Annotated in this window: 11 protein-coding genes; 5 read left to right on the top strand and 6 right to left on the bottom strand. The window is 70.9% G+C overall.

The genetic code is table 11. The features are described from left to right. Positions 1–159: 159 nt before the first annotated feature. The 3 genes from ACZ6CV_RS22175 to ACZ6CV_RS22165 all read right to left on the bottom strand — a co-directional run bounded on the left by ACZ6CV_RS22175 (position 160) and on the right by ACZ6CV_RS22165 (position 1726). Positions 160–447 carry a hypothetical protein gene (locus ACZ6CV_RS22175; RefSeq protein ID WP_469252447.1) on the bottom strand — a complete coding sequence of 96 codons (288 nt, stop codon included), beginning with the start codon at positions 445–447 and terminating at the stop codon, positions 160–162. A gap of 19 nt (positions 448–466) precedes the next feature. Next, complete coding sequence (locus ACZ6CV_RS22170; RefSeq protein WP_469252446.1) at positions 467–913, bottom strand: response regulator transcription factor; 447 nt, start codon at positions 911–913, stop codon at positions 467–469. Positions 914–1372: 459 nt separating this feature from the next. Next, the gene (locus ACZ6CV_RS22165) at positions 1373–1726 is read right to left on the bottom strand and encodes a winged helix-turn-helix transcriptional regulator (protein ID WP_469252476.1); all 354 of its coding nucleotides are present in this window, start codon (positions 1724–1726) and stop codon (positions 1373–1375) included. 196 nt (positions 1727–1922) lie between these two features. On the opposite strand from ACZ6CV_RS22165, the gene ACZ6CV_RS22160 reads away from it, so the two are divergent. Continuing rightward, entirely contained in the window at positions 1923–2783 is an 861-nt protein-coding gene (locus tag ACZ6CV_RS22160) for an alpha/beta fold hydrolase (RefSeq protein ID WP_469252475.1), read from the top strand. A 138-nt stretch (positions 2784–2921) separates the two neighbouring features. Here the strand turns inward: ACZ6CV_RS22160 and ACZ6CV_RS22155 are convergent, their stop codons facing one another. After that, positions 2922–3605, bottom strand: a complete 684-nt coding sequence (locus ACZ6CV_RS22155; RefSeq protein WP_469252445.1) for a DUF4232 domain-containing protein — start codon at positions 3603–3605, stop codon at positions 2922–2924. Between the two features lie 615 nt (positions 3606–4220). Between ACZ6CV_RS22155 and ACZ6CV_RS22150 the strand changes: the two genes are divergently transcribed. Next, positions 4221–5066 carry an alpha/beta fold hydrolase gene (locus ACZ6CV_RS22150; protein WP_469252444.1) on the top strand — a complete coding sequence of 282 codons (846 nt, stop codon included), beginning with the start codon at positions 4221–4223 and terminating at the stop codon, positions 5064–5066. Positions 5067–5313: 247 nt separating this feature from the next. Beyond that, entirely contained in the window at positions 5314–5670 is a 357-nt protein-coding gene (locus tag ACZ6CV_RS22145; protein WP_469252443.1) for a hypothetical protein, read from the top strand. A 128-nt stretch (positions 5671–5798) separates the two neighbouring features. On the opposite strand, the gene ACZ6CV_RS22140 is transcribed toward ACZ6CV_RS22145, so the two are convergent. After that, a complete protein-coding gene (locus ACZ6CV_RS22140) occupies positions 5799–6983 on the bottom strand; it encodes an FAD-dependent oxidoreductase (RefSeq protein ID WP_469252442.1) in 1185 nt (394 codons plus the stop codon). Positions 6984–7079: 96 nt separating this feature from the next. Here ACZ6CV_RS22140 and ACZ6CV_RS22135 point away from each other — a divergent pair, with 96 nt between their 5' ends. Next, positions 7080–7760, top strand: coding sequence for a TetR/AcrR family transcriptional regulator (locus tag ACZ6CV_RS22135; protein WP_469252441.1), 681 nt, complete (start codon positions 7080–7082; stop codon positions 7758–7760). Positions 7761–7892: 132 nt separating this feature from the next. Continuing rightward, positions 7893–8861 carry a DUF3500 domain-containing protein gene (locus ACZ6CV_RS22130; protein ID WP_469252440.1) on the top strand — a complete coding sequence of 323 codons (969 nt, stop codon included), beginning with the start codon at positions 7893–7895 and terminating at the stop codon, positions 8859–8861. Between the two features lie 128 nt (positions 8862–8989). Here the strand turns inward: ACZ6CV_RS22130 and ACZ6CV_RS22125 are convergent, their stop codons facing one another. Then, complete coding sequence (locus tag ACZ6CV_RS22125; protein ID WP_469252439.1) at positions 8990–10603, bottom strand: amidase; 1614 nt, start codon at positions 10601–10603, stop codon at positions 8990–8992. Positions 10604–11087: the final 484 nt, after the last annotated feature.

Raw genomic sequence — 11087 nt, 5'->3', positions numbered from 1 at the left:
CAACGGCTCGATCACCGCCCACGCTTGATCAGTCAGCTCATGACGACGCACCACGAACAGACCAACGACGCCACCACATTGCGGACACGACCTAGGGGGTGGGAGTTGGTAGGGGTGGGAGTTGGTAGGGGTGGGAGTTGGTAGCGGGGCCCGTGGAGGTCACCGCCGGGTGGGAGGAGGAGTGCCGGGGCGTTGGTCGAGGATGTTCAGTACGCCGGCTGCGTGGCCGTAGCTCCCGGACGAGGCGGGGCTCTCGGGCCGTGCGGCGGTCTGAGGCGGGGTGGTGGGCGGTCTGTAGAGGTAGCCCACACCGCGGGCCGAGACGATCGAGGCGCTCCCCAGCGCCGTGGCGTGGAGCTTGAGGCGGATCCTGGACATCGCGAGCGTCACCATCGTTCTGTCATGGCGGGCGTCGCCGCTTCCGACTGCTGCGAGCAGCGTGTCCATGGGCTGGACGGTTCCTCCGTTACGCACCAAACACATGCAGCAGCCGGCATTTCCTGGCGGTCAGGTGCAACGGCGTGCCCGCGACCAGGACTTCGTACTTGAGGGGGTCGAGGTAGAGCAGTCCGTCGTCGTACACCTGATCCGCGAGCCCTTTGGCCGAGCGATGGCGGTGCAGGACGCGGTCCATGCGCGCCAGCAGTTCCGGGGTGGCGCAGGGCTTGGCCAAGTAGTCGTCGGCTCCTGTGGTCAGGCCGATCACGCGCGTGTTGATGTCCGCACGCGCCGTCAGGATGATCACAGGGATGTCGCTGACCACCCGCAGCCGGCGTAGGACCTCGATGCCGTTGATGTCAGGCAGGCCGAGGTCGAGCAGTACCAGATCCGGTCGTTCGTCGAAGATCTCGCGCAGGCCGAGAAGCCCGCTCTCCTGGCCGCTCGTCCGGTAGCCCGACCTCTGGAGCACCACGGTTCACGGGGTGCCCGCTGCCGCTGACGTCGCGCGGCGGGACGACATGTGGATGAGCAGTAGTTTCAAACTACTCGACCCGCAGTAAGCGGAGCGGGCAACCGCATTGACGCCAAGCGGGCAGTACCAGTACCTTCACCGCCACCAAGGCACCCCGCGCGCTCTCCCACCACGACGTCCACCGCGAGGGATGAGCACCGTGGGCCTCTGCCGCAGGCCTCGCATATCTCAACTCGCGTCTCTCGCACCCCTCTTCGAGCCCTTCCGCGCCACGCATCCGGCTCTCCCTTCCACGGCAACGCGATCCGCGCGCTGCGCCACGAGCGATGCGTCCACGATCTGCGCCCCGGCTGCCGGGCTCAACGAAATGCAAGGAAGATAGCCGGACGGACCGGTGGCCCGGTTACGGATCAACGTCGCAGAGACCCCACCGCCAGTACGAGACCGGAAGGGCGCCGGCTAGTACCTCTCCTCGGCCTCTTGGTCGGCCGTTTCGTTGGCGCGGTCGATCTCGGGCATGTGCTCCTCCGCCCACGTCCGCAGGCCCGCGAGCGCGACTTCCAGGGACGAGCCGAGTCCGGTGAGTCGGTAGAAGACCCGTGGCGGTACGGCGGGTTCGACCCGGCGCGACACCAGTCCGTCGCGGGTCAGGCTGCGCAGCGTCACGGACAGCATCTTCTGCGAGACGCCCGGCATCCGGCGTCTCAGCTCGGCGAAGCGCACCTCGTCCGGTGCGGCGTAGGCGAGCGTCTTGACGGCCATGGACGTCCATTTCGTTCCGATGCGGTCCAGCAACTGGCGTGTCGGACACAGGGGATCGAAGAGATCGCCGCGTCTTCCGCGAGCGGCGGCCCCCGCCCTGGCTGTGGCTCCGGCCTCGGACCCTCGGGTGGTCACCTGGAGCTCACCTCCTTCCCTGAAAGTGCCGTCTAGGAAGCGGTATGACAGTTACCTATCGCCAAGTGGTCACCAATGGTAACCACTTGGAGGAGCTGCCGTGAGAGCTACCGTGCCCGCCACCACCGCACACCACCTGCGTCGCATCACGACGAACGGCGTCCAGCTCAATGTCGCCATCGCCGGGGACGGACCCACGGTCCTCCTGCTGCACGGCTTCCCGCACACCTGGCGGCTCTGGAGCCACATCATGGGCCCGCTGTCCGGGCGGTACCGGGTGATCGCCCCGGACCTGCGCGGCCTCGGCGCCAGTACACGTGCCGTCGAGGGTTACGACGCCGGAACCCTCGCCGCCGACGCCGAAGGGCTGCTCGACGCCCTCGACGAACCGTCGGCGGCGGTGGTCGGCATCGATGCGGGCACCGCCCCCGCCGTCCTGCTCGCGCTGCGCCGGCCCGCCCGCGTCCGGCGCCTCGTCGTGATGGAGGCGCTGCTCGGCCGGCTGCCCGGAGCGGAGCAGGCCCTCGCGGGCGGCGCCCCGTGGTGGTTCGGCTTTCATGCCGTGCCCGGTCTCGCCGAGAGCGTCCTGGCCGGCAACGAGGCCGCGTACATCGAGTGGTTCCTGGATTCGGGGACCCTCGGGCGCGGCATGCCCGACGACATTCGTGCGGCCTTCGTCCACGCGTACACCGGAACCGAGGCGCTGCGCTGCGCGTTCTCCTACTACCGGGCCCTGCCCACCAGCGCGCGGCAGATCCAGGAGGCCGTCGCAACTGCTCGGCTGACCATGCCCACCATGGCCGTCGGCTCCCATCCCGTCGGCACCGGGCTGGAGCGCCAACTCTGCCCCATCACCGATGACTTGGTCGCTCACCGCCTTGAGGACTGCGGCCACATCATCCCCCTCGACCGCCCCGACGCGTTGCTCGCGCTCCTGGCTCCCTTCCTCGCCGCCGATCTCCCGGCCCGTTGATCTTCCGGTCCGTTGATCTCCCGGCCCGCTGAAGTGACGGGGAGAGGGACGGGACAGGGACAAGGACTGGGACGGGGGCGAAGAAGCAACGTCGGCGGGGAGGGTGGGGGAGTTGGGCAGGTCGGTTACGCGTACGGGTCAGCTCGCGCCGCCTTGGCCCGCGCTGCCGATCGGGCCGACCTCGACCGAGGAGCCGCCGCCCTCCGTGACGGGCAGCGTGGCGGCGCCCGGCCACTCCAGGGAGAACGACTTCGTCTCGTTGGGCGGGGTCACCACAAGGCCGGTGATCTTGACGCCGGAACCGCCCGACTCGTTCATCGGGTAACTGATGTTGAACGACACCGACTTGCCGTTCTTGAGGGTCATCGGCTGGGCCTGCTGGCCCGAGCGCTTGGCGGACAGGTTCCCCTCGCTGGTCTTCAGGTCGATGCCCGCGTACGCGGCCAGCGTGCAGTCCGCCCCGCCGTTCTCGAACGTCACCGCGACCGAGCCCTTGTCGTCACCATCGATGGTCGTGTCTGACGCGGTGATGTTCAGGTCGTCGGTGTGGCAAGCACCGGACTTGGCGTTCGAACCGGAGCCGCTGCCCGCGCCCGCCGAGGCCTGGCCACCGGAGTCCTTCCCGGTGGAGTCCTGCCCGCCCGAACCCTTGCCGGCCGAGTCCTGGCCGCCGCCCTGGTCCGAACCGCCGCCCGACGAGGATCCGGCGCTCGCGGACGAGGCGTCGCCGTCCGCCGTCACGTCATCGCCGTTGCAGGCCGTGAGCGACAGGCTCGCGGCGACGGCCAGGGCGGCGAAGGTGGTGAGCTTACGAACACGCATCGGATTTCCTCAGTCTCAGTCTTGGTCGTCTTGGGGGTTGGGGGGTCTTGCCGTGGTCTGTGGGGTCTTGCCGTGGTCTTGCGTGGTTACTACTGGTCTTACGTGGTTGTTGCTGGTCTTACGTGGTCTCGGCGGGGCGCCGCCGCTCGGTCGGGCCGGTGCGAGTCGGTACGAGCGAGCGTTGCTGACCTGCAGGAGCGGTCCGGCCGGGAGGGCCGTTCCGCCCAACTCCCCACCAAGACATTCCTGTTACACGCACGGCCAGGCACGCCGAGCACCACCGTCGGCCCGCCACCAGCACCCCGCCCCTGCGCCCCGCCTCCGTCACACCTTCGCCGCACGCCCGCTCGGCCCCCGCCCGGCCTTGGAACACAGGGCTCGAACGCGGGTGCGACCCACCGTGCCTAGCGCACACCGCAAGCCCGCCCGGGACGACGGTTCCCGTGATGCGCGAGCCAGTTCCACACTCGTACGCGCTCGTCGCCCGCTGGGACAGACCCGTGACCCGGCGGATCTTGACCGTGACCGGCGGGGCGCTCTCCCCGTACCCCCATACCCCCGTGAGCGGTGATGGGTGAGCGATGAGTTCCGGCGCCGACTCGGGTCTGTCCTGGTATGACGCGCATCATCAAAGCCAATGACATCGCCCTGGGCACCGAGTCCTTCGGTGCCGAGGACGCGCCGCTCGTCCTGCTCGTGGGCGGGACCACGATGCTTTCGTGGCCCGACGCGCTCTGCGCGCGCCTCGCCGCCGGCGGGCGCCATGTGGTCCGCTACGACCTGCGCGACAGCGGGGAGTCGACGACCACGGGTCCGGAGGCGCCCGCCTACACGCTGCGGGACCTCGCAGCCGACGCGGCGGCCCTCGCGGACGCGCTCGGTGGGGCGCCCGCGCACCTCGCGGGGATCGGCGTCGGCGGGATGGTCGCCCAGGTGGCCGCGCTCGACCACCCGGACGCGTTCTCGGCGCTCACCCTGGTCGGTACCCGCGCGGTGGCCCCCGGCCCGCCCGACGACGACCTCCCCGACCATGACCAGGCGACGATGAGCAAGCTCTTCGCGCAGCCGATGCCCGACTGGGCCGACCGCGCGGCGGTCGCGGAGTTCACCGCCGCCGGGGCGGAACTCCTCGGCGACGACCCCGTCGACGCGCGCGCCACCGCCGCGCGCGTCTGGGACCGTACGCCCGGCACCGAACCCGCCGTACAGATGGCCAACCAGATGGGCATGGTGTTCTCCCGACTCGACTGCACGCCCCGATGGCGCGAGCGCCTGCCGGAGACCGACGTCCCCACACTCGTGGTGCACGGCCGCCGCAACCGATTCTTCCCCGTCGGCAACGGCGAGGCGATCGCGCGCGAGATCCCCGGCGCCCGGCTGCTCGTCCTCGAAGAGGCCGCCACGACGATCCCCGACGGGGCGATCGGCGAGGTCACCGAGGCGATGCTCGCGCTGGGTTAGCCCGTACGTTTCCCGTACGTAGGAGGCGCCCCTAGCTACCCGACCTCAGCACCGCCTGTCCTGTGCCATCGAAGGGGCCCTTACGGAACTCTGGCCCGCCTGGAGGAGGTGGATGTCACCGAGTCGGCTGAGGAAGAGATTGCCGCAGCCCAGGACGGGGTGGCCAAGAACATGAGCTGATAGGTGAGCAGAGGAGATACGGGCAAAACCGCCGCTTCTTCTCCCCCGAGCCTCCTACAGTGGTCTCATGAACATTCGCTGGGGTGGCTCGGTCTGGGAACTGATGCTGGTGAAGCGCGCGGTCGGGACAGCCCTGTCGAACTCGGTGAGCGGCGGGTACAGCACGCTCCTGCGCGACGGCGCCCGGAACTTGGTCGGCCACGCGGACCTGCTCGACGGGAGACGAGCCGTCGCCGGGCTTGCCGCGGTCTCCGCAGTAGCGGGCAGTGCGCTCACCGTCGCCACCATGAAGGTGACGCCGCACCTCAAGACGAAGTTCCGCTCCGCGGCCGAGGACACGGCAGAGCAGGCGGCAGAAGCCACCTCCGACACCCCTGTTGAGGAGCCGGAAGCTCTCCAGAGGCCGCGGCTGCGCGCTGTCTGACCATCGGGCGTATCTCCTCCAACGCCCTGATAGGGATGCCGGTAGCGATCAACCTTCGGTGACACACGCTCAAGGTTCGGTGACATGGGACACCGCCCCCCCCCAGCGAGGCCCCCCGTGACGCCGCGTCAGCCGGGCTGGAAGAACGCGAGCATCTTTCGCGCCGCGTCCGGCGCCATCAGCAATTCCTGTAGGGCCGCGGAGGTCCGGGCGGCGGCGCTGGTGCGGGCGAACATCTCGGCCTCGTACACCTTGACGGCGGCGGCGACGTCCCGGTGTGCGACCAGCGCGAGAGCGAGCTCGGCGCCGTCGAGCAGGGCCATGTTCGCGCCCTCCCCCACCGGCGGCATCAGGTGTGCGGCGTCGCCGAGCAGGGTGACGTCCAGCCTCGACGGCCAGGTCAGGCCGGCCGGAAGCGTGGTGATCGGCCGCGGTACGACCGTGTCGTCGCAGGCCGCGATGAGCGCGGTGAACCGCGGGTGCCAGCCGGGGAGCAGCTCGATCAGCCGCGCCCGCGCGGCGGCCGGGTCGTCGAACGGGATCGCGCTGGTGGCGAACCAGTCCTCGGCGGTCCCGTAGAAGCTGAGGCCGATCCGCACGCGGCCGTCACCGTTGCGCTGCGCCGCCAGGGACCGGCCGTCGCCGAGCACCCAGTAGTTGCCGCGCCCCACCATCGCCGCGAGGTCGGGGTGCGTGCGGTCGACGTCGGGGATGCCGATCTCGACCACGTTCTGGCCGATGTGGGCCGGGCGTGCGTCGGTAAGCAGCGTACGGACCCGGGACTGCGCGCCGTCCGCGCCGACCAGCAGGCCGTACGTCGCGCTGCTGCCGTCGGCGAAGTGCAGCACGCCGTTGTCGACGTCGGCGGAGGCGAACGCGTGCCCCCAGCGCACGGTGCCATCGGGAAGGGAGTCCAGGAGCAGGTCGCGCAGATCGGCGCGGTCGACTTCGGGGCGGTCGAGCGGGGCGTCGTCAGGTGTGTCCTCCTGGAGCAACAGCGTGCCGTCCGGCTCGAGGAGCCGCATGTCCTGGCCCTCGCCACGGGCGATCGCGTGGAACCGGTCGAGCAAACCGGCCTCGCGCAGGGCGCGTTGACCGGAGTGGATGTCGAGCATGCCGCCCTGGCCGCGCGCGTGACGCGACGTCTCGCGTTCGTACACGACGGCGTCGATGCCGTGTACGTGCAGCACACGGGCCAGGGCCAAGCCGCCGAGCCCGGCGCCGACGATGGCGATGGGGGTGGGGTTGCGGTTGGTCAGGGCTCGGGCGTTGGGGTTGGGGTCGGGATTCGGGGCAGGGCTGGACTCGCGCATGGTGTTCCCCCTCCTTGGCGCTGCGCTGCCGTACCGCCTCGATACGGCGTACAGCTCAATACACTGTATCGCTCGATGCTCTGTATGGTGGGCGCCATGTTGGTGTGGGAGAGGCCGGAACCGCCGTATCGACCCGCTCCGGCCCCGTTGGACCGCGAGCGCATCGTGCGGGCGGCGATCCGGTTGGCCGACGCGGACGGGCTCGACGCGGTGTCGGTGCGCAAGGTCGCGGCCGCGTTGGGTGTCGGGCCGATGCGGCTGTACGGGTACATCGACAGCAAGGAGGAGTTGCTCGACCTGATGGTCGACGCCATCCATGCGGAGATCCGGCCGGCCGGGAAGGGCAGGCGCGAGGTGCTCCGGTCCCTCGCGGAATCCACCCGGCAGGCCGTTCACGAGCACGAATGGCTCGCCGACCTGCTCGGCGGGCGACCGCAGCTAGGCCCGCACGCGCTGGCCAGGGGCGAGGCCGTGATGGCAGCGCTGGACGGCGTGGCGGTGGACGACGTCATGCCGGTGGTCACCGCTGTCGACGCGTACGTTATCGGCGCGGTGCGCCGCGAGATCGCCGAGCGTCGCGCCGAACGGGCGACCGGGATGGACGAGCGGCACTGGCAGTCCTCACTCGGGCCCTACCTGGAACGAACCTTCGCCACCGGCCGTTTCCCCGCCCTGTCCACGGTGGTCCGCGACGCCGCACACCTGGACGCCGACCACACCTTCCGCATGGGCCTCGACTTCCTGCTCGACGGCATCGAGGCCCGCGTCACGCGGTGACGTACGACGGCTGGCCCGGCAGCCGACCGGTCCTGGCCGACGCGGCTACGTGCCGCGTAGGCCCATTTCGGGGATCGTGGACGTCGACGTGGCGGAACGTAGGCGTGCGGTGGGCAGCGGGAGGAGTTGCGGATGGGGTCGGTTCGGGAACGAGGGGGCGCCGACGGGATGCGGGACGCCGTTCGTGCGCTGGTGGCCGTGCTCGATCCGGAGCAGGTGCGTGAGCTGTGCGCGGGGCCCGCTCGGCTCGACGCGCCCGAGCTGCGGGAGTGGACGTACCTGCCGGGGTCGCGGCCTGGTCTCTCGACCGAGGGGTTCACCGGGCCGCAGCGCGAGGCCGTCGACGCACTGCTGGTCGCGGCACAGGGCGCCGCCGGGGCCGAACTGGCCCGTGGGGCCATCGAAGTGGAACGCCACCGTCGCGCGTTGGCGGGCGGCACGGGCGGCGACCGCTACTGGCTGCGCCTGCTGGGCGACCCGGACGGCGACGCCCCCTGGAGCTGGCGGATGAACGGCCACCACCTCGCCGTACACGTACTCGTCACGCCCGCAGGCATCCGCGTGACCCCGCACTTCATCGGTGCGGAACCGGCCCGCATCGAGCAGGGCCCGCAGACCGGCCGCCGACTCCTCGGCCTGGAGGAGGACTTGGCCCGGGAACTGGTCACGGACCTGAGCGTCGGACGAGAGCGCGAAGCCGTCTTCGCCGCCGCACCTCCGGACGACATCCTGACCCGCGACGACCCGTTCGCCGACCCGGACCTGCTGCCGGCCGGCCTGTCCCACGGTGACATGACGCCCCATCAACAGTGGCTGCTCGAACGCCTGGTGCGGCGTTACCTCGACCGCGCGCCCGCCGCGTACGCCGAGGAGTGCTGGTCCGACACCCTCGCGCACGGGCTCGACGCCCTCTCCTTCGCCTGGGCCGGTGGCCGCGCACCCGGCGACCGTCACTATTACTGCGTCCGGGCCCCGGACTACCTCATCGAGTACGACAACACCCAGGACGGCGGCAACCACGCCCACTCGGTGTGGCGGCACATCCGCCACGACTGGGGCGCCGATCTGCTGCGCGCGCATTACGCCGAGCTGCACGGGTGACGCCGGCCGCGAACGCCGTGGGTGGGGGCGCCTTCTCGTCCAGGGAGGGCGCCCCCAGCGGCCCGCGTCACCACGCCACCACGCCACCGCGTCACCGCGTCACCGCGAGCTTCAGCCGGTCATCCATATCAGCGCTGCGCGCCCTGCCCCGCCGTCGGCAGATAGCGCGGTGCGCGCCAGGCCTTCAGGCGGTGTTCCACCACCGCCCCCAGGGACAGCAGATCGGCGTCTTGGCGGTTGCCCGCCATCATGAGCAGGCCGACCGGCAGTTCGTCCACGGTTCCCGCCGGGACCGAGAGGGACGGGTATCCGGCGACCGCCGCCGGGGTCGAGGACGGGATGACGTCGTTGTCGCCGCGCGCGCAATCGGTCGTCCACGCGGGCGGATTCGTGGGCGCGGCGATGGCGTCCAGGCGGTGAGCCGTCATGGTCTCGTCGATCGAACGGCGCGACAGGTCCTTCAACTCGGCGCGCATCGCACGGTACTTGGGGTCGGTGGTCGGCGGCGCGGCGAGGGCCTGCTCGAAGAGCTCCTGGCCCGCGAAGCAGGTCCGCTCCTCCGCGTGGGTGCGGTTGAACTCGATCAGCCCGGCGAGATCCTTGGGCCCCTTGCGCGATCCGAGGTAGGCGTCGATGTCCCGGTGGAACTCGCTGAGCAGCGCGGGGAATTCGAGTTCGGCGAGCCGCGCCTGGTACGGGGGCGTCACCTCGACGACCGTCGCCCCGGCCATGCGCAGCTTCTTCGCCGTACGGGTCATCACCGCGTCGACCTCGGGGCCGAGGGACGGCAGCCGCCACAGGCCGATGCGCTTGCCCCGCAGATCACCACCGAAGCCCGCCCCCATAGACGCCCCCGGACCGGCAACTCCGGTCACGCCAGCCCCGTCGGCTCGCGCGCTCTTGTCGCCGCTCAGCACCGCGAGCGTGAGCGCCGTGTCGATGACGTTGCGCGCCATGGGCCCGGCCGTGTCCTGTTCGGCGGAGATCGGCACCACGCCCGACTGGCTGACCAGGCCGAGGCTGGGCTTGTGGCCGACGACGCCGTTCATCCCGGCCGGGCACACGATGGAGCCGTCCGTCTCGGTGCCGATCGCCACCTGCGACAGCGACGCGGCGAGCGCGGCGGCGGAGCCGGCGGACGAACCGCACGGGTTGCGGTCCAGGACGTACGGATTGTTGGTCTGCCCGCCCACCGCCGACCAGCCCGAAGTCGGCTTCACGGCGCGGAAGTTGGCCCACTCGGACAGGTTGGTCTTGCCGAGGATCACCGCACCGGCCTCGCGCAGCCGGGTCACCAGCGGGGCGTCGCTGCGGGGCGGGCTCCCCGCGAGGGCGAGCGACCCGGCCGTCGTCGGCATGTCACGGGTGTCCACGTTGTCCTTGAGCAGGACGGGAATGCCGTCCAGCGGCCCGAGGGACTTGCCGCGCCGGTGCCGGACGTCGCTGGCGGCCGCCTCACGCAGGGCCGTCGGGCTCGTCCGCAGCACCGCGTGGATCTTGGGATCGATCTCCTTGATCCGTCGCAGATACGCCCGGGTCAGCGCCGCCGAGGTCAGCGAACCCTTTCCCATCCGCGCCTGCAGTTCCGGGATCGTCACGGTGTCGAGGTCGACGCCCGCCACCCGAGGTAAGCCGGTCGGCGGCGACGCGTCGTCGCCACCGTGCCCGGCGGCCCGCGCACCCGCGTTCGGTACGCCCGTCAGAAGGGACCCCGCGACGAGGGCGGCGGTCATCACAGCCATGCTCTTCTTGCCCATGCGTGTCAGCCGACTACACCGACCGCGTCCGGAGCAAGGGCGGCACGGGCACACTTGGGGGTCGCTCCGCGCGGGCGTGACGCGTGAGTGACATCGCCATGCCGTTAGGGTGATCGCTCGATGGCATCCACCAGACCCGGGCCGGACTCGGGAACCCAGGCCAGACTCGGAAGGGACAGCAGTGCGGGCTGAACCTCTGCCGATACGTGTCCCCGTCGGGGCCGGGTCCGCACGGTGGACCAGCCGCACGGCGCAGCGGCGGGTCCTGCTGGTGGTCCACAACGTCACCGCCGCGGGCCGCCTGCTGGACGTGCTGCCGCTGTTCCACGACGACTTCCGGGTGCAGCTCCTGGTCACCTCGACGGGGTCCTCCGCCTTTCAGGGCGGAATCGACGAGCTCTTCGCCGAGTTGGGGCTGCCCGTGCTGCCGTGGGAGCAGGCGCTCGCGACGCCGGTGGATCTCGCGGTC

It is taken from the genome of Streptomyces sp. NPDC041713 (assembly GCF_055591085.1).
This window is presented reverse-complemented; position numbering and strand designations above follow the sequence as displayed.

What these genes read in the sequence shown, in the direction of transcription:
- ACZ6CV_RS22125 (WP_469252439.1), bottom strand. Translation starts at nt 10,603, where the DNA reads ATGGCTGTGATGACCGCCGCCCTCGTCGCGGGGTCCCTTCTGACGGGC.
- ACZ6CV_RS22130 (WP_469252440.1), top strand. Translation starts at nt 7,893, where the DNA reads ATGGGGTCGGTTCGGGAACGAGGGGGCGCCGACGGGATGCGGGACGCC.
- ACZ6CV_RS22150 (WP_469252444.1), top strand. Translation starts at nt 4,221, where the DNA reads ATGACGCGCATCATCAAAGCCAATGACATCGCCCTGGGCACCGAGTCC.
- ACZ6CV_RS22155 (WP_469252445.1), bottom strand. Translation starts at nt 3,605, where the DNA reads ATGCGTGTTCGTAAGCTCACCACCTTCGCCGCCCTGGCCGTCGCCGCG.
- ACZ6CV_RS22145 (WP_469252443.1), top strand. Translation starts at nt 5,314, where the DNA reads ATGAACATTCGCTGGGGTGGCTCGGTCTGGGAACTGATGCTGGTGAAG.
- ACZ6CV_RS22135 (WP_469252441.1), top strand. Translation starts at nt 7,080, where the DNA reads ATGTTGGTGTGGGAGAGGCCGGAACCGCCGTATCGACCCGCTCCGGCC.
- ACZ6CV_RS22140 (WP_469252442.1), bottom strand. Translation starts at nt 6,983, where the DNA reads ATGCGCGAGTCCAGCCCTGCCCCGAATCCCGACCCCAACCCCAACGCC.
- ACZ6CV_RS22175 (WP_469252447.1), bottom strand. Translation starts at nt 447, where the DNA reads ATGGACACGCTGCTCGCAGCAGTCGGAAGCGGCGACGCCCGCCATGAC.